This is a genomic window from Microbacterium sp. JZ101 (assembly GCF_053903175.1).
Map to the genome: position 1 here is coordinate 2,668,625 of NZ_CP096400.1, position 18,991 is coordinate 2,687,615.

Here is an 18,991-nt window from a genome sequence, read left to right on the forward strand (position 1 = left end):
GAGGACCCATGCCCACATACGCCTACGCCTGCAAGTCCTGTGGCCACCGGTTCGACGCCGTCCAGGCCTTCAGCGACCCGTCGCTCACCGAGTGCCCCGAGTGCGGGGGCGAGCTGCGCAAGCAGTACGGCTCGATCGGCGTGACGTTCAACGGCGCGGGCTTCTACCGCACGGACTCGCGGAATACTGCGTCGTCCTCCGGCGCGGGTGCTGGATCCGCGTCCTCGTCTGCGCCATCATCGGGGTCGGGAGCCTCCGCTCCCGCCGCGGCCGGCGCCTGACGCCCCGCGGTTCGACTTCTCGCCGGCGTCGTCGGCAGATGGGGGAACCACCACCATGATCCAGGGCTTCAAGGAGTTCATCTCCCGCGGCAACGTCATCGACCTCGCGGTCGCGGTCATCATCGGCGCCGCGTTCGCCGCGATCGTCACGGCCGTCGTCGACAACCTCGTCAACCCGCTCATCGGCGCCTTCGTGCCCTCGGGCGACCTCGCCAGCTGGGTCATCCCGATCCCGGGCCTCTTCGCCACGGCGAACCTCGGCATCGGCGGCATCATCTCGGCGATCATCAACTTCCTCGCGGTGGCCGCCGTCGTGTACTTCGCGCTCGTGCTGCCGATGAACAAGCTCGCCGAGCGCCGCAAGGCCAAGCTCGGCGTCACCGAGGACGTCCCCGCTCCCACGCAGGAGGAGCTCCTCGCGGAGATCCGCGACCTGCTCGCGAAGCAGACCTCCCGCTGACCCGCGCGCACATGACGAAGGGCGCCTCCCGTTCGGGAGGCGCCCTTCTCCGTCTGAGGGGCGGATGGCCGCGTCACCAGTGCGGCGGACGATCCCTCCGGAGCCGCTCGTCGTTGGCGCCCTTCTCCCCCGCAGCGGGGCGACCGCCCGCGTCCGCGTCGCGCAGGGTCGCCTCCGCATCCGCGTCGGCGAGCGTGCCCTCCACGCGCGTGAGGCGGGCTCGACGCGCGCCGGCGACGCGCTCGACCCGCTGACGAGGCTCGTCCGGCATCAGAAGGCGAGCGGCTCGGTGTCCGGGTCGACGCGCGGCGTGTCGGCGGAGACGCCCAGCACGGCCGCGATGCGCTCGGCGACCGCGGCAGGGTCGCTGTACAGGTCGAAGGCGTGCACGCGGACGTAGTGCCAGCCGAGCCGCCGCAGGGCGTGCGGGCGCAGCCGGAGCGACTCGCGCAGCGACGCGTCCTGCGATCCGGGGTCGCTCTCCACGACGACGGCCTTGCCGCTGCGCTGCGCGACGAGCGGGAGCATCCCGTGGTAGTCCACGTCGACGGCGACGCCCAGTCGGCGCAGCTCGCGCGCGAGCACGCGCGTGAGCGGATCCGCGTCGTCCTCGCGCCGCGCCTCGCGGCCCCGCCCGTCGATGCTCGCGAGGATGCCCATGAGGATGGCCGCGCCGTGCTCGAGGCGGCCGTCGTCGGCCGCGGGCCGGATCGACGACACGATCACCATCGAGCGCCGCGCGCGGGTCATGCCGACGGTCAGGAGCCTCTCGCCGTCCGGCGTGGAGAGGTCGCCGAAGTCGCTCAGCACGCGGCCGTGCTTGGTCACACCGTACCCGAGCGAGAAGATCACGCGGTCGCGGCTCTCGGCGACCGACTCCTCGAGCGTGAGCACCGTGAGCGGCTCGGTCGTGTCGCGCGCGACGAAGTCCGCGACATCCGAGCGGCCCGCGAACGCGGTCGTCACGGCGGAGCGGATGCGCTCGGCGTGCCGACGGCTCGCGGTGATCACCATGAGCGACTCGTGCGGGCGGTTCACGGCGTGCTCGACGACGAGCGTCACGACGCGCTGGACCTCGGCATCGGGGCTCTCGACGGCGCCGCTCTCCGGGTCGGGCGCGCCGTAGCCGCCCTCGACGTAGTCGACCGACAGGCTGCCGCGGCCGAGATACGACCCGGCCCACGGGAGCGACACGATCTCGCCGCCGTAGAACGCGTCGTTCACGAGCTCGGCGAGGTCCTCGCCGCCCGCCCGGTAGCTGCGGGTCAGGGTCTCGACCGGAAGCACGTCGGCGAGGCGCTCGAACGCACTGGCCTGCTCGCCGCCCGCGGGAGGGCTCTCGAGCACCGCGACGGAGAAGGGCAGGGGCCGCTGCGTCACAGGATCGCCGAAGGCGACGACCTGCCGTGCGCGGCGGATGGCCGGGGCCGCCTCCGCGAGGCCGATCGCCCCGGAGTCGGCGATGAGCACGACGTCGAAGCCCGGCGCGTCGGGGATGAGGGGCACGTCGTAGGGCGACGCGATCCAGACCGGCGCGATGACGCGCGACAGGGTCGGCGCGATCGAGGCGAGCGCCTCGGCGCTCACGTCGCCGCGCGTGAGGGAGCGCTTGAGCGCCTCCGCCTCGCCCGGCTCGTCGACGATGCCGATCTTCCACTGCGTCGCGAGCTGCCAGGCGAGCAGCGGGCCGGATGCCGCGGCGTGCGCCTCGTCGACGAGACGGAAGTCGCGCTCGAGCCGGTCGACGACCGACGTGTTGGCGCCCAGCAGCGCGCGGTCGCTCTGCAGAAGGTGCTCGAGGGCCGACTGCCACCACGCGAACTCGAGCTCCTCGCCCACGCGCTCCTCGTCGACATGGCGGACCGACAGCTCGGTCAGGAGCGGCTCGAGGCCGAGGCGCGACAGCTCGGCGCGCAGCTCGGCGCGCTCGACGATGTTGTCGAAGACGTCGGAGTCGGCGGCGAGCCCGGCGAGCGTGCGCACGAGACGCTCCACGGGCATCGATGCGAGCCGCGACCCGCGCCCGAGGGCCGCGTCGAGCTCGCTCAGCTCGGCCTCCACGCGCTGCCACTCGACCTGCACGTCGGCGAGTCCGAGCGGCAGCTCGGGGATCGTCCCGACGTCGACGAGCTGCTGCCACTGCTGACGCTGATGCTGGATCCGCGACAGCGCGGCATGCATGTCGGTCACGTGCACACCGGGGCGCAGGTACTCCTTCGAGAGGCGCTTGAGGCGCCGGCGCTGCGCGCCGGGCAGGCCCGACTCCCGTCGCGGTCCGAAGGCCTTGATCATGTCGCCGAGCGGGCGCTCGAACACCGATGGCGTGAACCGGTCGAGCGAGTCGCGGATCCCGTGCAGGAGCCGCAGGTACTCCCCCAGCTCGTCGATCGTCGTGAACGGGCGCATCCGCGTCTGCGAGATGAGCTCGTATCCGCGCTCGAGGAGGTTCGGCACGCTCGTGCGGTGCAGCTTGCCGGCCATCCGATGCGCTGCACGGGCGTCGTCGGTCGACGAGAAGGAGACGCCGTACCACGGCGAGTCGTCGGGGCCCACGCGGAACTCGCCCAGGCGCGCGGCGAGCGCCAGGGTCGATGCGGCCTTCGAGCGGTCGCCCGCGAGCTGCTCGAGGGCCCGGATGCCGAGGCGGGCGGATGTCGACGGCGGGGTCGGCAGGGCCGCGAGCCGCGTGAGGGTGCGCGTCGCCTCGAGCACCGAGATGCCGAGCCCGTCGTGCACGCGCGTGAGCGCGTGGCGGTAATCGCGCAGCACCGAGCGGAGGCGCACGAGGGCGTCGTCGATGTCGGAGACCTTGGGCTGCGTCGCCTTCTCGTTGCGGCCGATCGCGCGGATGAGGTCGCGCCGCAGGTCGGTCGGCGACACCGCGAGGGCGTCGAGCCCGATGCCCGCGAGACGATGGCGGATGCCTTCGAGGGTCGAGCGGCGCGCGCTCACGACGAGGACCCGCTTGCCGTCGCGCACGAGCGCGCCCACGGCGTTGATGATCGTCTGCGTGCCGCCCGTGCCGGGCAGGGTGTGCACCGCGAGAGACTGTCCGGCCGTGATGCGCGCCAGCACGCGCTCCTGCTCGGCATCCGCATCGAGCAGGAGCATGTCGGATGCCGGCGCGCGCTCATCGGGGTGCGGCACGGCGGGTGCCGGGCGCTGGGCGCCCAGGGCAGCGAGGTCGTCGGGATGGCCGGCGAGCGCGTTCAGGACCGGATGGTCGAGCTCGCGCATATCGCGCGCCATGACCTCGCCGACCTCCGCGAACGTCGAGACGATGAGCCGCGGCTTGACGCTGAAGGTGTCGACGTGCGCGACGAGGCCGCGCAGGCGGTCGATCACGGGCTGGGGCTTGAACACACCCTCGTCGTAGGCGAGCTCGGCGAGCGCGTCGCCGTCGATGTCGATCCCGAAGTGATCCTGCGCGATGCGGACGAGCTCGGGGTTCACGGCGAAGCGGCCGTGGAGCTTCAGCTCGAAGTCGGAGTGATGGCGGCGGATGGCGAGCGGGCGCAGGAGGACCGGCGCGACGAACTCCTCGTCGCCGACGCGCCACGTCGCGAGGCCGACCGCGAGGCGCACGGCGTCGATTCCGCGCACGGTGCGCAGCTCGAGGTTCTTCGCCGTGATCCGCTCCGCGGCCAGGCGGGCGGTGCGCAGCGCGACCTCGTCGCGGAAGAGGTTCGACAGCAGCGTCGACCGTCCCGTGATGAACTGCGGGAGGCTGCCGGGATGCGCCTTCGTGATCTCGATGCCCGACTCGGGCGCCGGCCGATAGCGCAGGAGCGGCGACCGTCCGCCGAGCGCCCCGGCGAGAGACCGCAGCTGCTCCCGTTCGGAGGACGCGACATGCGCGACCGACACGTCGGGGTCGGCCACGCGGAGGTCCGCGGGCGTCACGGGCACGAGCCTCGTGGTCTCCACGGCGTCGTCTTCAGCGGGCAGCACACCAGTCAGGGTAGGCGGACGCGCCTCAAAGTCACCCGCGTGCCGCGGAGTTTCGCCGGATTACCCGGGCGCACGCCCCCCGCGACGCCGTGTGCACAGGCCCTCTCCATCGGCGCGTCGGCTCCCGGCCGCGCCGCGCGAGCGCCGCACGGCCGTCCGCCCCTTCAGGATGGACGCATGACCTACCGGTACGCGATCCTCCCCACGCCCGCCGGCGACGCGGTCTCGGCGTTCTCCGACGAGGGCCTCGTCGCGCTGCGTCTCGCCGCCGAGCCCGAGTGGGCGCTCGAGTCCGTCTCCCGCGAGCTGCGCGGCGCCCTCCTTCCCGACGACGGCTCGGACGCCGCCGAGGAGCTCGCCGCGCAGCTCGAGGGCTACTTCGCGGGCGAGCGCCGGCGCTTCGACCTCGCGCTGGACTGGCGCCTCGCGACGGGCTTCACGCGAGAGGCCCTCGAGGCGGTGCGCGAGATCCCCTACGGCACCACGGCGAGCTACGGCGAGGTCGCCGCCATGGCGGGGCGCCCGCGCGCCGCCCGCGCGGTCGGCACGGCCTGCCGAACGACGCCCTACTCGCTGATCGTCCCGGTGCACCGGGTCATCCGCGCCGACGGGACGATCGGCGGCTACGGCGGCGACATCGAGCTGAAGCGCCACCTCATCGAGCTCGAGCAGGACGCGCTCGGCGCCTGAGCCATCCGCCCGCCGCACACGGGAGCGCCGACCCGCGAGTAGGCCGCGGGTCGGCGCTCCTTCCGCCTCAGTGCACGCCGCTCAATGCTCGACCGCCTTCTCGGCGCCGAACCCGGTGAGCGAGCGCACCTCCATCTCGGCCGCGAGACGCGGGTCCTCCGCCGAGCGCGAGGTCAGCGAGCCGATCCACCCGAGGAGGAACCCGACCGGGATCGAGACGATCCCCGGGTTGCTCAAGGGCCAGATCGCGAAGTCGGCGGCGGGGAACACGCTCGTCTCGGTGCCCGAGAACACGGGCGAGAAGATGATGAGCACCAGGGCCGTGCCGAGGCCGCCGTACATGCTCCACACCGCGCCGCGCGTCGTGAAGCCGCGCCAGAACAGCGAGTAGAGGATCGTCGGCAGGTTCGCCGACGCCGCGACCGCGAACGCGAGGGCCACGAGGAACGCCACGTTCTGCCCCTGCACGCCGATGCCGCCGACGATCGCCAGCGCGCCGATCACGAGCACCGTGATGCGGGCGACCCGCACCTCGCCGTCGCCCTCCACGCGCCCGTTCTTGATGACGTTCGCGTAGATGTCGTGGGCGAACGAGGTCGCGGCGGTGATCGTGAGGCCCGCGACGACCGCGAGGATCGTCGCGAACGCGACGGCGGAGATGAACCCCATCAGCACGGGGCCGCCAAGCGCCTGCGCGAGCAGCGGCGCGGCCGAGTTCACGCCGCCCGGCGCGGCCGCGATCGTCTCCGCGCCGACGAGCGCTCCCGCGCCGTAGCCGAGCACGAGCGTGAGCAGGTAGAACAGCCCGATGAGCCAGATCGCCCACACGACCGAGCGACGCGCCTCCTTCGCGGTCGGCACCGTGTAGAAGCGCATGAGCACGTGCGGCAGGCCGGCCGTGCCGAGCACGAGCGCCATCCCGAGCGACAGGAAGTCGAGCGGCTTCGCACCGTACTGGAGGCCGGGCGCGAGGATGGCCTCGCCTGCCGACGCGTTCGCGACCGCGGCGCCGAGGAGGCCGTTGAAGTCGAACCCGTGCTGCGCGAGCACCCAGATCGCCATCGCGATGGCGCCGCCGATGAGGAGGAAGGCCTTCACGATCTGCACCCAGGTCGTGCCCTTCATCCCGCCGATGAGCACGTAGACGACCATGAGGACGCCCACGACCGCGATGACCACCGACTGGCCGACGCGGTCGCCGACCCCGAGCAGAAGCGACACGAGGCCGCCCGCTCCCGACATCTGCGCGAGGAGGTAGAACAGGCACACCGCGAGGGTCGTGATCGCAGCGGCCATCCGCACGGGACGCTGCCGCAGGCGGAACGACAGCACGTCGGCCATCGTGAACTTGCCCGTGTTGCGCATGAGCTCGGCGACGAGGAGCAGCGCGACGAGCCACGCCACGAGGAAGCCGATCGAGTACAGGAACCCGTCGTACCCGTTCAGCGCGATCGCGCCGACGATGCCGAGGAACGACGCGGCGGAGAGGTAGTCCCCCGCGATCGCGAAGCCGTTCTGCGGCCCGCTGAACGAGCGCCCGCCGGCGTAGAAGTCCGCCGCGGTCTTGTTGTTGCGACTCGCCCTGATGACGATGAACAGCGTGACCGCGACGAAGGCGCCGAACACGCTGATATTGAGGATCGGGTTGTTCTCCATCTGCGCCGGTGCCGCTGCCATCCATGCGCTCATGCGCCGGCCGCCTTCCGCTCGAGTTCAGACCGGATCTCGGCGGAGATCGGGTCGAGTCGGCGATTCGCGAAGGCCACGTATCCCATCGTGATCGCGAATGTCGTGACGAATTGGCCCAATCCAAAGAGCAGGCCGACGGTGATATCTCCCCACACCCTCTGCCCCATGAACTCGGGGAAGAAGCCCGCGAGGACGACGTAGAGGAAATACCAGACGAGGAAGAATGCCGCCAGCGGGAAGATGAAGCTCCGCTGGGTGCGCTTCAGCTCGCGGAAACGCGGTGAATCCTCCACCGCCGCATAGTCGATCGACGTCGTCGGGGCGACGCCGCCCGGAGAGTCAGTCATGAGGCCTCCTTGCCGCATGGTCCCTGCCGCACTGCGTGTTCGCAGAGCCGGTGTTCCGGCACCTCGCCGGTGATATCTTCGACGCTACGGAAAGCGACAGAGCGGTCGTCACCCCCGAAAGTAGGTATCCCCGGTGCAGACAGTGTTGCCGTCTCGCGGAGCCGATGAGCAGCGGCTCGTCGCGGGCGCCGTCGACGAGCTCGCTCGGCGCACGCGCTTCCCGGTCGCGTTCGGCGGACTCCTGGAGGACGGCCGCGTCGCGATGTCGGCCTTCCACGGCACGCGGACGTCGGCGCTCGACGGGCTCGCGGTGCGCCCCGAGCGCGGCCTCGGCGGGCGCGCCATCATGGAGCTGCGCCCCCGCTTCGCGAGCGACTACCGCACGGCGAAGCAGATCACGCACGACTACGACCCGTACATCCTCGGCGAGGGCATCGGCACCCTCCTCGCCGTGCCCGTCATCGTCCAGGGGCGCGCACGAGGCGTGCTCTACGGCGCCGCCTGGGGCCAGTGGAACGTCGGCGGGGTCGCCGCGGCTCCCGCCGTCGAGGTCGCCGACCGGCTCGCGAGCCAGATCGCCGCGCTCGACGCGTCGCGGCGGCGACGGGAGGCCGCGGCGGAGTCGTCGGCCGTGCTCCCGCCCGCGCACCAGGAGGAGCTGCGGGAGACCTACGCCGAGCTGCGGCGCATCGCGGCCGCCGTCGACGACGGCGCCATCCGATCCCGTCTCGAGGAGGTCGAGCGTCGGCTCGCCGCGCTCTCCGGCGTGGCCGTGTCGGCACCGCGTCCGGCGGCCGAGCCGACCGTGCACCTCTCGCCGCGCGAGGTCGACGTGCTCGCGTGCGCTGCTCTCGGCGCGACGAATGCCGAGATCGCCGCTCAGCTGGGTCTTCGCGAGGGAACGGTGAAGGCCTATCTCGGCGCCGCGATGTCGAAACTCGACGCCTCGACGCGTTTGGCCGCGGTCGCGAAAGCGCGTCGCGCCGGTATTCTGCCCTGATATCCCCGGGCAGACGCGAATTGTGCTCGAATTGGCGCCTTCTGACGCTACATTCGAGATATGGCCCGAAAGATCATCCACCAGCTTGTTGACGACCTCGACGACACCGTTCTCGAGCCCGGAGAAGGCGAGACCGTCCTCTTCGCCCTTGACGGAAAGAGCTACGAGATCGACCTCTCCGCCGACAACGCGGCGGAATTCCGCGCGCAGTTCGAGCGCTACATCTCAGCCGGCCGCCGCGTCGGAAGCGGATCCGGCTCGACGAATTCGAGCGCATCGCGCGTGACCCGTCGGCGCTCCGGCCAGACCGATTACGGACCGGTTCGCGCGTGGGCGAAGGAGAACGGCTATTCCGTCTCCGAGCGCGGGCGCGTCCCCGCTGCCGTGCTCGAGGCCTACGAAGCGGCTCACTGAGCCCGCACGTCGCGGCGCCGATTCGCCGGATGCACATGTGCATCCCGTGTGAATCGGCGCCGTGTCGCGTCCGGGGGTTGCATCCCGGCGGCGTTCTCGGAATCGTGGCTGGCCCGACGGAAGGAGAGCCGAATGCTCACACTCACCGAGAACGCCCAGACCGCCGTCCGAACGATCGTCGACCAGTCGCCGGATCCCGCCACCGCGGGCCTTCGCATCGACGGCTCGAGCTCTTCCCCGCAGGGGTACACGCTCACGCTCGCGCCCTCGCCTGAGGCCGCCGACGCCGTGGTGGAGAGCGGTCCGGTTCGCGTCTTCCTCCCCCAGGAGGCGGCCGTCGAGCTCGACGACAAGGTGCTCGACGCCGAGGTGACGCCCGACGGCGTGCGCTTCGCGCTGGCCGTCCAGGCCTGAGAGCCTCGCACGGCGCCGCCCGGGGATCCCGGGCAGCGCCGTGTCCTGTCCGCACTGCCGATAAGCTGGTGCGGACGCCCCCGTAGCTCAGTGGATAGAGCGTCGGTTTCCTAAACCGTGCGTCGCTGGTTCGAGTCCAGTCGGGGGCACCGTCTCACGCCGCGAGTGCGAGGTACGGCTCCCAGCGCGGATCCGCGCGCTCGGCCCCGCGCACCGTCCAGGACGTGCTGCGCGGCGCCCCCGGCGCGAAGCGGAGCTCCCAGCCCATCTCCTGCGGAGTCCGGTCGCTCTTGATGTTGTTGCACCGCAGGCAGCACGCGACGAGGTTCTCCCACGTGTCCCGTCCCCCGCGCGAGCGCGGGAGGATGTGGTCGATCGTCGAGGCCGAGGCTCCGCAGTACCCGCAGCGGAAGCCGTCCCTGCGCAGCACGCCGCGACGCGTCACCGGCGTCCGGCGCGCCGTGGGCACGCGCACGTAGCGGGTGAGGACGATGACGGCGGGCCGGTCGAACACCGATCTCGTGCCCCACACGGGCTCCCCCTCGACGTGCTCGATGACGGTCGCCTTCTCGTTCATGACGAGGACGAGGGCTCTCTTGAACGAGACGACCGCGAGGGGCTCGTATCCCGCATTCAGCACCAGTGTTCGCATACTCGATCCCTTCGATACGACCCGGACGGCTTCCGGGCATTCGAACTGCGACCGCTCCGATCGGCGGCGGGCGTGCGCGGGCACGAAAAAGGGCGCTGTCTCATGGACAGCGCCCTGGAGAGACCGCGGCTGCTCCGCGGCCCGTGTGCACACGATGCCGGAGGACGTAACGCCCGAGCGCATCCGTGGTGCGGATGCGAGGTATTCGTTCCATCGGCTCCCTCCGCCTCTCTCGGCGACAGGGTCAGGCTAGCGCACCCCGGGCGTGTCGAGGGCGAAGAGCGGGTGAACAGCCGGGGATTCCGTGGCCGGATGCGGCAGAGCGCCCGGCACATGACGTGCCGGGCGCTCTCTCGCGGGATCCGATCAGATCGGGAGGTAGCTCATCGGGTCGACGATCGCGCCGTTGATGCGGTACTCGATGTGGAGGTGGTTCGCCGTGGAGCGGCCGGTCGAGCCGACGTAGCCGATCAGCTGGCCCGCCTCGACGGTCTGCCCGACCTCGACCTGGCGGGTTCCGTAGGTCATGTGGCCGTAGAGGCTCGAGGTGCCGTCGCCGTGGTCGATCGCGACGGTGACGCCCCAGCCGCCGAGCGCCTCCTGCGAGGTGATGACGGTGCCGGACTTCACGGCGTAGATCGGGGTCATCGCGGGCGCGACCATGTCGGTGCCCTCGTGGCCCGACCCGACCGAGCGGCTCACGTAGTAGGTGCCGGCGGGCAGCGGGCAGATGCCGCCGTCGCTCACGACCGGGGGCTCGTACGTCTGCGGCTGCTGCTGCGGCTGCTGCGGCGCGGTCTGCGCCTGCTGCTCCTGCTGCTGGGCCTGCTGCTCGCGCTGCTGCTGGGCGAGGAGCTCTGCCTGCTCACGGGCGCGCTCGGCGGCCTCCGCCGCCGCGGCGGCCGCCTTGGCCTCCTCGATCTCCTCCGGGGTCGTCGCGGAGTACGCAGCGCCGCTCAGCGGGGCGGTCTCGACCGCGGCGTCCACCGCGATCGACTGGGCCTCGCGCTCGGCGGCGTCCTGCATCGAGACGGTCTCGGGCGCCGGCTGCGTCGCCGCGTACGCGGGGATGGCGACACCGGCGAGCAGGGCGAGGACGGCGGCGATCGTGCCCGCGGCTCGGACCGGCTTCACCTGGGGGGCGCCGGCACGGCGGGCGGCCCGCTCCATGCGCCGGACGTCGCTGCGCGGCATGACGACGATTCCTCGCGTCACGGGCTGCACGGCCTTCGTCGGGGTCGTCGCGTCGGCGTCGGGGGCGCCCGCGGACGTGGGATTCTCAGCCAAGTTGTCTCCTCCGTCGCCTCGCGCCAGGGAGCGCCGACTCGTCAGAACTGGTCGGGGCACAGTCTCACTCCGTCAGAACGACGAGCCGGGGAGGCGATTTCTCACGGAGCGCCCGGGGCTCGGAGCCGCCGGGTATCGCTCAACGGTAACGGAAGATAACGGAAATGTCACGCTCCCCGTCGGGCTCCCAGCCGAGCGTCAGCCGCGATCGTCGACGAGGAAGATGTGCGACGCGATCTCCACGGGCAGCTCGAGCGCGTCCTGCGCGCCCGCGATCTGGACCAGCACGTACCCCTCGCTGTAGCGGAAGTCGCCGTGCGCACCCGGCACGACCCCGGCGTCGCGCAGCTGCTGCAGGAGCTCGGGGTCGACCTGGGCCGACTCGGCGAGCCGCCGGACCGTGCCGGAGACGGGCCCGCCGTTCTCGTCGAGGCGGCGCACGAGGCCGACCACCCCCTGATCGGCCCGCTCGACGGAGAACTCCCCGAGCTGCTCCAGCCCGGGGATCGGGTTGCCGTAGGGCGACTCGGTCGGGTAGCCGAGCAGCTCGACGAGGCGGCGCTCGACCTGCTCGCTCATGACGTGCTCCCACCGGCACGCCTCGTCGTGGACGTAGGCCCAGTCGAGGCCGATCACGTCCGACAGCAGGCGCTCCGCGAGGCGGTGCTTGCGCATCACCTCGACGGCCTTGGCCCTGCCCTCGTCGGTGAGCTGCAGACGGCGGTCCTCGGCGACGACGACGAGGCCGTCGCGCTCCATGCGGGCGACGGTCTGCGAGACGGTCGGGCCGGAGTGGCCGAGGCGCTCGGAGATGCGCGCGCGCAGGGGGATGATCTCCTCCTCCTCGAGGTCGAGGATGGTGCGGAGGTACATCTCCGTGGTGTCGATCAGGTCGGTCATCGATCCTCCGTCTGCGTCGAAGGCAATCCTAACCGGGAGCACGGACCCCGGGCGCTGGCCGCCGTGGCCGTCCGCGCACGCGCCGTAGGATGAGCAGCATGACGCTCACGATCCCCGCCGATCTCCTTCCCTCCGACGGCCGGTTCGGCTGCGGCCCCTCGAAGGTGCGTCCCGAGCAGGTCGCCGCCCTCGCCGAGGCGGGATCGTCGCTCCTCGGGACGTCGCACCGCCAGGCGCCGGTGAAGAACCTCGTCGCGAGCGTGCGCGAGCGCCTCGCGCAGCTGCTCCGCCTGCCCGACGGCTACGAGATCGTCACGGGCAACGGCGGCTCGACCGCGTTCTGGGATGCGGCCGCGTTCGGGCTCATCGAGCGCCGCGCGCAGAACCTCGTCTTCGGCGAGTTCGGCGGGAAGTTCGCGAAGGCGGCCGCCGCGCCGTGGCTCGAGGCCCCCGATGTCCGCAAGGCGGAGCCGGGCACGCGCGCCGAGTCCGAGCCGGTCGAGGGCGTCGACGTCTACGCCTGGCCGCACAACGAGACGTCCACGGGCGTGGCCGCACCGATCCGGCGCGTGTCCGGCGACGCGGGTGCGCTCACCGTGATCGACGCGACGAGCGCCGCCGGCGGCATCGACTTCGATGTCGCCGAGACCGACGTGTACTACTTCGCGCCGCAGAAGAACCTCGGCTCGGACGGCGGGCTGTGGTTCGCCGCGATGTCGCCCGCGGCGATCGAGCGCATCGAGCGCCTGCACGCGTCCGACCGCTACATCCCGGAGTTCCTCAGCCTCTGGAATGCGGTCGACAACTCGCGCAAGGAGCAGACGCTCAACACCCCTGCCCTCGCGACGCTCCATCTCCTCGACAGCCAGCTGGGCTGGATCCTGGAGAACGGCGGCCTCGAGTGGGCCGCGGCCCGCACGGCGGAGTCGTCGCAGGCGCTGTACACGTGGGCCGAGGCGTCGTCCTCGGCGACCCCGTTCGTCGCCGACCCCGCGCACCGCTCCCCCGTCGTCGTGACGATCGACTTCGACGAGGCCGTCGACGCGGCGGCGGTCGCCAAGACGCTGCGCGCCAACGGGATCGTCGACACCGAGCCGTACCGCAAGCTCGGCCGCAACCAGCTCCGGGTCGCGACGTTCGTCTCGATCGAGCCCGAGGACGTCCGCCAGCTTACGCGCGCGATCGACTTCGTTCTCGAGAACAGCTGATCCGTCACCGCAGACAGGAGGAGCCCCGGCCGGTCGGCCGGGGCTCCTCCTGTCTCACGCGGTCAGTCCTCCGCGTCGTCGTCATCCCACGCGTCGTCGTCCTCGTCCGCGTCGTCGTCCGCGCTGCGCGCCTCGTCGTCGTCCTCGTCGTAGTCCTCGTCGGACTCGGCCGCATCGTCGTCATCGGCCGCATCGTCGTCGCCCGCGTCGAGCTCGTCGATGTCGACGCCGTCGACGTCTCCCGCGTGCAGGATCGGCGAGCCGTCCTCGTCGAAGTCGTCCTCGTCCTGGTCGAACTCGTCGCCCTCGGGCGCGAAGTCCTCGCCCTCATCGGACTCGTCGGCCGCCGCGGCCTCGGCCGCCGCGCTCTGCGCCGCCTTGTACTCCTCGAGGCGCACCGACCACGGCACCCACTCGGGCGCGAGCAGCGCTCCGTCGCCCGGCAGCAGCTCCGCCTCGAGCACGGTCGGCTCGGCGTCCTCGACGACCGCGAGGGAGACGGTCCAGTGCCATCCCGGATAGCCGCTCAGGCGGTTCTCGAAGCGCAGCGAGACGACGCCGTCGCCCTCGACGGTGTAGCCCGCCGGCTCGCCGATGGTCTGCGCGGGCGTGATCTCCCGCAGCGCGGCGAGCGCGAGATCGCGAGCCTCGAGCAGGCGAGGGTCGGGCTCGACGGGCGCGGCCTCGAGGGAGGCGTCCTCGCGGGGCGCCTCGGAATCCGCGAGCGCCTCCGCGTCCGCCGCAGGCTCGGGAGCCTCAGACATCGAGCTCGTCCGCGACCTTGCGCAGCACGGCCGCGACCTTGCGCGCGTGCGACGACGAGGGGTAGCGGCCGCGACGCAGGTCGCCGCCGATGTCGTCGAGGAGCTTCACGAGGTCCTCGACGATGACGGCCATGTCGTCTGCCTTCTTGCGCGACGCCTTCGCGAGGCTCGGCGGAGCCTCGAGCACCCGCACGGAGAGCGCCTGCGGCCCCTTGCGGCCGTCGGCGATCCCGAACTCGAGCCGCGTCCCGGCCTTCACGACCGCGCCCGCGGGGAGCGCGCTCGCGTGCAGGAACACGTCGTCCTGTCCGTCGTCCGACGTGATGAAGCCGAAGCCCTTGTCCTCGTCGTAGAACCTGACCTTGCCGGTGGGCATGTGAACCTCGCTGATACCGCTGGAACGTAGAGAGAGGGATCGATCGATCCCTCTCCGCCATCCTAGTCCGGCGGGCGTACGACTATCCTGGTCAGGATGAGTGATCAGCCCAGCGCGCAGCCCGCGGTCCGCCGCGTCGACCGCATCCTCGCGTTCATGTCCCTGGGGATCGTCGTGCTGTCGATCGGCTGCTTCCTCGCCGTGATCATCGCGACCGCCTCAGGGGTCACCGACTTCAGCGGCGGCGCGTGGCCGGTCGTGTTCCTCGTGCAGATGATCGGGCCCGTGATCGCCTTCCTCCTGCTCCTCACGCTGCTCGTCATGAGCTTCGTGCGAAGGGGTCGCGCCTCGCGCCGGAGCTGAGCGGATGAGCGGCGCGGACGCACGGGTGCTGGCGGAGCGGCTGGCCGCGATGTCCGACGCGCGGCTCGGCTCGCTCCTCGCGGCCCGCCGGGTCTCCGCCCACGTCGGCTGGCGCGACTTCTTCGACGCCGCCGACGCACTGCTCGCCCCCGAGTCGTTGACGACGGCGCTGCGTCAGCTCCCGCGCGACGTGCTCGCCGACCTCGCCAGCGGCCGTCCGATCGCCGACGAGGGCATCGCGTCCTCGCTCGTCGACGGATCCGGGTCGCCGCTGCCGTCGGTCCGTCGCGCGCTCGACGGCGTGGACCTCGCGCCTGCCCGCCACGACGCCCCTCAGCCCGCCGACGAGTCGGCCGCGGCTCGGGCGGCGGAGCGCGCCTTCACGACCCTCGGGGCGCTCGCTGACGTGCTCGTCGCGGCGCTCGCGACTCCGCTGTCGCGCGTCGGCGGCGGGTCGGTCGGCGCGTCCGACCGGCGCCGGCTCGTGCAGGACGAGGTCGTGCGCGACGCCGAGGAGCTCGACGACCTCGTCGCGCTCGCCGAGGCGGCCGGCCTCGTGCGTCCGGTGGATCGCGCCTGGCTCGTGGCCGACGCCGGCGAGGACTGGACGCGCGAGCCCACGCGTCGTCGCTGGGAGATCCTCGCGACGGGATGGCGCGACGCGCTGCCCGCAGGTCTGCGCACCCGCGAGGGCGGCTGGGTGCCGCCGTCGACGTGGGTCGACGCCTATCCGCTCGACCCGGCCTGGCCCGAGCGGGCGGCCTCGGCCCTGCGTCTGGCGGCTCTGCTCGGCCTCATCGCGCCCGACGGCACGGAGACCCCGTGGGCGACGCCGTTCCGGGCGGGCGGCGCCGCCGACGCCGGCCCCCTCGCAGAGCTCCTCCCCGGTGAGGTCGACCGCGTCTTCCTGCAGAACGACCTGACCGCGATCTCCCCCGGACCGCTCGTGCCCGCGCTCGACATGCGCCTGCGCGCGATGACCGTCCGCGAGTCGCACGCGCAGGCCTCGACCTACCGCTTCACCGAGGCGTCGCTCTCGTCGGCGATCGCGGGCGGCGAGACGGCCGAGGCCATCCGCTCGTTCCTCTCCGAGCTCTCGCTCACCGGCATCCCGCAGCCGCTCGACTACCTGCTCACCCGGACCGCCGAGCGGCACGGCCTCGTGCGGGTCTCGGTCGAGCCGGGCAGCGGCCACACGATCGTGTCGAGCCGCGACCACCATCTCGTCGAGACCATCGGCGTCGACCAGGCGCTGCGCCCGCTGGGCCTCGTGCGCGAGGGCGCTCTGCTGCGGACGCGCGCTGCACGGCAGACCGTCTACTGGGCGCTCGCCGACGCGCGCTATCCCGTCGTCGCGATCGACGACGACGGCCGCACCGTCGCGCTGCACCGCCGCCGACTCGCCCCCGCTGCCGAGGAGGATGCTCCCGAGGAGCGGTACCGGGCCGTCATCGACCGGCTGCGCGCTTCTCACGGCGAGGATGCGGAGACCGCGTGGCGCGAGCGCGAGCTCGACGCCGCCGTCCGCGCGAAGGCCGTCATCGTCGTCGAGGTCGCGATGCCCGACGGGACGACGCGCGAGCTGACGCTCGAGGCGTCGGGGATCGGCGGAGGACGGCTGCGCGGCCTCGACCGCGCGGCCGACGTCGAGCGCACCCTCCCGGTCTCGCTCATCCGCTCGGTCCGCACCGCGTGACGCACCGCCCCGGCCCCGCGGCGGCGCCCCGCCGGTAGACTGGACAGCTATGTCCGAGGGCCCCCTCATCGTCCAGAGCGACCGCACGGTGCTGCTCGAGGTCGCGCACCCCGACGCGGAGGCCGCGCGCCACGAGCTCGCGGTGTTCGCCGAGCTCGAGCGGGCGCCCGAGCACATCCACACGTACCGCGTGACCCGGCTGGGTCTGTGGAACGCGCGCGCGGCAGGGCACACCGCCGACGACATGCTGCAGACCCTCGACCGATGGTCCCGGTTCCCCGTCCCGCCCTCGGTGTCGACGGACATCCGCGAGACCGTGAACCGATACGGGCGCCTCGTGATCGACCGCGACGACGAAGGCCGCCTGCGCCTCGTCTCCCAGGACGAGGCGGTGATCACCGAGGTCTCGCGCAACAAGCGCATCCAGCCGCTGCTCGTCGAGCACCCGACGCCCGACTCCTACATCGTCGACGCGTGGGCGCGCGGGCACATCAAGCAGGAGCTGCTGAAGATCGGATGGCCCGCGGAGGACCGCGCGGGCTACACGCCGGGCACGCCCCACCCCATCGCCCTCGCCGAGGACGGGTGGGCGCTGCGCCCCTACCAGCGGCTCGCGGTCGACACCTTCCGCGAGGACGGCTCGGGCGTCGTCGTGCTGCCGTGCGGCGCCGGGAAGACCCTCGTCGGAGCGGGCGCGATGGCCGCGACCGGGACGACGACCCTCATCCTCGTGACGAACACGGTGTCGGCGCGCCAGTGGCGGGACGAGCTGCTGCGGCGCACGACGCTCACGCCCGAGGAGATCGGCGAGTACTCGGGGCAGTCCAAGGAGATCAAGCCGGTCACGATCGCGACCTACCAGATCCTCACGTCGAAGCGGAAGGGCGAGTACGCGCATCTCTCGCTCCTCGACGCCCTCGACTGGGGCCTGATCGTGTACGACGAGGTGCACCTGCTGCCCGCGCCCGTCTTCAAGCTCACCGCCGACCTGCAGGCGCGCCGACGGCTCGGGCTCACCGCGACGCTCGTGCGCGAGGACGGCAGGGAGGGCGACGTCTTCAGCCTCATCGGTCCCAAGCGGTTCGACGCGCCCTGGAAGGAGATCGAGGCGCAGGGCTACATCTCCCCCGCGGCCTGCTACGAGGTGCGGATCGACCTGCCCGCGTCGGAGCGCCTCGAGTACGCGGCCGCGGCCGACGACGAGCGCTACCGGCTGGCGGCGACGGCGCCCGCGAAGATCGACGCCGTGCGGCGCATCCTCGCGCACCACCCCGACGAGCAGGTGCTCGTGATCGGCCAGTACCTCGACCAGCTCGACGAGCTCTCCGAGGCGCTCGACGCGCCGAAGATCACGGGCGCCACGCCCGTGGACGAGCGCGAGCGGCTGTTCTCGGCGTTCCGGGAGGGGTCGCTGAAGCTGCTCGTCGTGTCGAAGGTCGCGAACTTCTCCGTCGACCTGCCCGAGGCGTCGGTCGCGATCCAGGTGTCGGGGTCGTTCGGCTCCCGACAGGAGGAGGCCCAGCGCCTGGGACGCCTCCTGCGTCCGAAGCAGACCGACCACACGGCGAGCTTCTACACGCTTATCGCGCGCGACACGGTGGATCAGGACTTCGCGCAGAACCGTCAGCGGTTCCTCGCCGAGCAGGGCTACAGCTACACGATCCTCGACGCCGAGCGGCTCGCCGCCGCGTAGCGTTCGCGCTCGGCGCACGGATTCCGCGCCCGACGCGCGGATTTCCAGCCCGCGCTTACCCGGCACCGACATAATGGGGTCATGACCGCACCGCGCATCCTGGTCGTCGACGACGAGCCGAACATCCGCGACCTGCTCTCGCAGAGCCTGCGATTCGCCGGATTCCAGGTTCGGACCGTGTCGAACGGAGCCCAGACCATCTCGGCCGTGCTGGAGGAGGAGCCCGATCTCATCGTGCTCGACGTCATGCTCCCCGACATGAACGGGTTCAGCGTCACCAAGCGCCTGCGCGACGCCGGATACACCGCCCCGATCATCTTCCTCACCGCCAAGGACGAGACCGAGGACAAGATCAAGGGCCTCAACGTCGGCGGCGACGACTACGTCACGAAGCCGTTCAGCCTCGACGAGATCGTCGCGCGCATCCAGGCCGTCCTGCGCCGCACGATGCAGAACGACGAGGAGGAGTCGGTCATCCGCGCGGGCGAGCTCACGATGGACCAGGACACGCACGACGTCTACGTCGGCGACGAGCAGATCGACCTGAGCCCGACGGAGTTCAAGCTCCTCCGCTACCTCATGCTCAACCCGAACCGCGTGCTGTCGAAGGCGCAGATCCTCGACCACGTGTGGGAGTACGACTTCAACGGCGACGCGGGCATCGTCGAGAGCTACATCTCGTACCTGCGCCGCAAGATCGACCCGCACACCGCGGAGTCGCTCATCCAGACCAAGCGCGGCTTCGGCTACATGCTGAAGGTCGACAAGGTCTCCTGACAGTCGGCGGGCGCGCCCCGCCTCGCGGA

The 18,991-nt window shown here is 71.9% G+C and carries 20 protein-coding genes and 1 tRNA gene; 12 read left to right on the forward strand and 9 right to left on the reverse strand.

Going from position 1 to position 18,991, the window contains the following annotated elements; genetic code table 11:
* The first annotated feature begins 8 nt into the window (after positions 1-8).
* Both M1D56_RS12385 and mscL read left to right on the forward strand, forming a co-directional pair.
* Positions 9-281, forward strand: coding sequence for an FmdB family zinc ribbon protein (locus M1D56_RS12385; protein ID WP_282979386.1), 273 nt, complete (start codon positions 9-11; stop codon positions 279-281).
* Positions 282-336: 55 nt separating this feature from the next.
* Positions 337-741, forward strand: a complete 405-nt coding sequence (gene mscL / locus M1D56_RS12390) for a large conductance mechanosensitive channel protein MscL (protein ID WP_324014148.1) — start codon at positions 337-339, stop codon at positions 739-741.
* A 73-nt stretch (positions 742-814) separates the two neighbouring features.
* On the opposite strand, the gene M1D56_RS12395 is transcribed toward mscL, so the two are convergent.
* A complete protein-coding gene (locus tag M1D56_RS12395; protein WP_324014147.1) occupies positions 815-1,012 on the reverse strand; it encodes a hypothetical protein in 198 nt (65 codons plus the stop codon).
* Positions 1,012-4,701 carry an AAA family ATPase gene (locus M1D56_RS12400; RefSeq protein WP_456285241.1) on the reverse strand — a complete coding sequence of 1,230 codons (3,690 nt, stop codon included), beginning with the start codon at positions 4,699-4,701 and terminating at the stop codon, positions 1,012-1,014. Before M1D56_RS12400 ends, M1D56_RS12395 begins: the two co-directional genes overlap by 1 nt.
* A 168-nt stretch (positions 4,702-4,869) precedes the next feature.
* On the opposite strand from M1D56_RS12400, the gene M1D56_RS12405 reads away from it, so the two are divergent.
* Positions 4,870-5,382 (forward strand): methylated-DNA--[protein]-cysteine S-methyltransferase, encoded by a 513-nt coding sequence (locus tag M1D56_RS12405; protein ID WP_456283726.1) that lies wholly within the window; start codon positions 4,870-4,872, stop codon positions 5,380-5,382.
* An 81-nt stretch (positions 5,383-5,463) separates the two neighbouring features.
* On the opposite strand, the gene M1D56_RS12410 is transcribed toward M1D56_RS12405, so the two are convergent.
* Complete coding sequence (locus M1D56_RS12410) at positions 5,464-7,071, reverse strand: solute symporter family protein (RefSeq protein WP_271173548.1); 1,608 nt, start codon at positions 7,069-7,071, stop codon at positions 5,464-5,466.
* Positions 7,068-7,418 (reverse strand): DUF485 domain-containing protein, encoded by a 351-nt coding sequence (locus M1D56_RS12415; RefSeq protein ID WP_271173549.1) that lies wholly within the window; start codon positions 7,416-7,418, stop codon positions 7,068-7,070. Before M1D56_RS12415 ends, M1D56_RS12410 begins: the two co-directional genes overlap by 4 nt.
* A 133-nt stretch (positions 7,419-7,551) precedes the next feature.
* Between M1D56_RS12415 and M1D56_RS12420 the strand changes: the two genes are divergently transcribed.
* The 4 genes from M1D56_RS12420 to M1D56_RS12435 all read left to right on the forward strand — a co-directional run bounded on the left by M1D56_RS12420 (position 7,552) and on the right by M1D56_RS12435 (position 9,395).
* On the forward strand, positions 7,552-8,418 hold the full coding sequence (locus M1D56_RS12420) for a LuxR C-terminal-related transcriptional regulator (RefSeq protein WP_282979390.1): 867 nt from the start codon (positions 7,552-7,554) through the stop codon (positions 8,416-8,418).
* 60 nt (positions 8,419-8,478) lie between these two features.
* The gene (locus M1D56_RS12425) at positions 8,479-8,832 is read left to right on the forward strand and encodes a histone-like nucleoid-structuring protein Lsr2 (protein WP_271173551.1); all 354 of its coding nucleotides are present in this window, start codon (positions 8,479-8,481) and stop codon (positions 8,830-8,832) included.
* 132 nt (positions 8,833-8,964) lie between these two features.
* Positions 8,965-9,246 (forward strand): Fe-S cluster assembly protein HesB, encoded by a 282-nt coding sequence (locus tag M1D56_RS12430; protein ID WP_271173552.1) that lies wholly within the window; start codon positions 8,965-8,967, stop codon positions 9,244-9,246.
* Between the two features lie 76 nt (positions 9,247-9,322).
* Positions 9,323-9,395: transfer RNA gene (locus tag M1D56_RS12435), tRNA-Arg, on the forward strand.
* 5 nt (positions 9,396-9,400) lie between these two features.
* Here the strand turns inward: M1D56_RS12435 and M1D56_RS12440 are convergent.
* The 3 genes from M1D56_RS12440 to M1D56_RS12450 form a co-directional block, all read right to left on the reverse strand.
* Positions 9,401-9,898: an HNH endonuclease gene (locus M1D56_RS12440; RefSeq protein ID WP_324014145.1), complete on the reverse strand. Its 498-nt coding sequence runs from the start codon at positions 9,896-9,898 to the stop codon at positions 9,401-9,403.
* A gap of 366 nt (positions 9,899-10,264) precedes the next feature.
* Positions 10,265-11,185 (reverse strand): M23 family metallopeptidase, encoded by a 921-nt coding sequence (locus tag M1D56_RS12445; protein ID WP_271173554.1) that lies wholly within the window; start codon positions 11,183-11,185, stop codon positions 10,265-10,267.
* Positions 11,186-11,383: 198 nt separating this feature from the next.
* Entirely contained in the window at positions 11,384-12,085 is a 702-nt protein-coding gene (locus M1D56_RS12450; RefSeq protein ID WP_271173555.1) for a metal-dependent transcriptional regulator, read from the reverse strand.
* Positions 12,086-12,183: 98 nt separating this feature from the next.
* On the opposite strand from M1D56_RS12450, the gene serC reads away from it, so the two are divergent.
* A complete protein-coding gene (gene serC / locus M1D56_RS12455; RefSeq protein ID WP_456283727.1) occupies positions 12,184-13,293 on the forward strand; it encodes a phosphoserine transaminase in 1,110 nt (369 codons plus the stop codon).
* 62 nt (positions 13,294-13,355) lie between these two features.
* Here serC and M1D56_RS12460 read toward each other — a convergent pair whose 3' ends face one another.
* Both M1D56_RS12460 and M1D56_RS12465 read right to left on the reverse strand, forming a co-directional pair.
* On the reverse strand, positions 13,356-14,057 hold the full coding sequence (locus tag M1D56_RS12460; RefSeq protein WP_456283728.1) for a DUF3027 domain-containing protein: 702 nt from the start codon (positions 14,055-14,057) through the stop codon (positions 13,356-13,358).
* Positions 14,050-14,433: a cold-shock protein gene (locus M1D56_RS12465; protein WP_271173558.1), complete on the reverse strand. Its 384-nt coding sequence runs from the start codon at positions 14,431-14,433 to the stop codon at positions 14,050-14,052. Before M1D56_RS12465 ends, M1D56_RS12460 begins: the two co-directional genes overlap by 8 nt.
* Before the next feature lie 96 nt (positions 14,434-14,529).
* Here M1D56_RS12465 and M1D56_RS12470 point away from each other — a divergent pair, with 96 nt between their 5' ends.
* From M1D56_RS12470 to M1D56_RS12485, 4 genes are all read left to right on the forward strand, one after another.
* On the forward strand, positions 14,530-14,796 hold the full coding sequence (locus M1D56_RS12470) for a multidrug ABC transporter ATPase (RefSeq protein ID WP_271173559.1): 267 nt from the start codon (positions 14,530-14,532) through the stop codon (positions 14,794-14,796).
* Between the two features lie 4 nt (positions 14,797-14,800).
* Positions 14,801-16,492, forward strand: coding sequence for a helicase-associated domain-containing protein (locus tag M1D56_RS12475; RefSeq protein ID WP_456283729.1), 1,692 nt, complete (start codon positions 14,801-14,803; stop codon positions 16,490-16,492).
* 49 nt (positions 16,493-16,541) lie between these two features.
* Positions 16,542-18,185 carry a DNA repair helicase XPB gene (locus M1D56_RS12480; RefSeq protein WP_456283730.1) on the forward strand — a complete coding sequence of 548 codons (1,644 nt, stop codon included), beginning with the start codon at positions 16,542-16,544 and terminating at the stop codon, positions 18,183-18,185.
* Between the two features lie 81 nt (positions 18,186-18,266).
* Positions 18,267-18,962 carry a response regulator transcription factor gene (locus tag M1D56_RS12485; protein WP_271173562.1) on the forward strand — a complete coding sequence of 232 codons (696 nt, stop codon included), beginning with the start codon at positions 18,267-18,269 and terminating at the stop codon, positions 18,960-18,962.
* The last annotated feature ends 29 nt before the right edge of the window (positions 18,963-18,991 follow it).

Coding starts and splice junctions, on each gene's coding strand:
- M1D56_RS12425 (WP_271173551.1), top strand. CDS start 8,479: ATGGCCCGAAAGATCATCCACCAGCTTGTTGACGACCTCGACGACACC.
- M1D56_RS12460 (WP_456283728.1), bottom strand. CDS start 14,057: ATGTCTGAGGCTCCCGAGCCTGCGGCGGACGCGGAGGCGCTCGCGGAT.
- mscL (WP_324014148.1), top strand. CDS start 337: ATGATCCAGGGCTTCAAGGAGTTCATCTCCCGCGGCAACGTCATCGAC.
- M1D56_RS12395 (WP_324014147.1), bottom strand. CDS start 1,012: ATGCCGGACGAGCCTCGTCAGCGGGTCGAGCGCGTCGCCGGCGCGCGT.
- serC (WP_456283727.1), top strand. CDS start 12,184: ATGACGCTCACGATCCCCGCCGATCTCCTTCCCTCCGACGGCCGGTTC.
- M1D56_RS12485 (WP_271173562.1), top strand. CDS start 18,267: ATGACCGCACCGCGCATCCTGGTCGTCGACGACGAGCCGAACATCCGC.
- M1D56_RS12405 (WP_456283726.1), top strand. CDS start 4,870: ATGACCTACCGGTACGCGATCCTCCCCACGCCCGCCGGCGACGCGGTC.
- M1D56_RS12475 (WP_456283729.1), top strand. CDS start 14,801: ATGAGCGGCGCGGACGCACGGGTGCTGGCGGAGCGGCTGGCCGCGATG.
- M1D56_RS12470 (WP_271173559.1), top strand. CDS start 14,530: ATGAGTGATCAGCCCAGCGCGCAGCCCGCGGTCCGCCGCGTCGACCGC.
- M1D56_RS12465 (WP_271173558.1), bottom strand. CDS start 14,433: ATGCCCACCGGCAAGGTCAGGTTCTACGACGAGGACAAGGGCTTCGGC.
- M1D56_RS12430 (WP_271173552.1), top strand. CDS start 8,965: ATGCTCACACTCACCGAGAACGCCCAGACCGCCGTCCGAACGATCGTC.
- M1D56_RS12480 (WP_456283730.1), top strand. CDS start 16,542: ATGTCCGAGGGCCCCCTCATCGTCCAGAGCGACCGCACGGTGCTGCTC.
- M1D56_RS12410 (WP_271173548.1), bottom strand. CDS start 7,071: ATGAGCGCATGGATGGCAGCGGCACCGGCGCAGATGGAGAACAACCCG.
- M1D56_RS12450 (WP_271173555.1), bottom strand. CDS start 12,085: ATGACCGACCTGATCGACACCACGGAGATGTACCTCCGCACCATCCTC.
- M1D56_RS12385 (WP_282979386.1), top strand. CDS start 9: ATGCCCACATACGCCTACGCCTGCAAGTCCTGTGGCCACCGGTTCGAC.
- M1D56_RS12415 (WP_271173549.1), bottom strand. CDS start 7,418: ATGACTGACTCTCCGGGCGGCGTCGCCCCGACGACGTCGATCGACTAT.
- M1D56_RS12440 (WP_324014145.1), bottom strand. CDS start 9,898: ATGCGAACACTGGTGCTGAATGCGGGATACGAGCCCCTCGCGGTCGTC.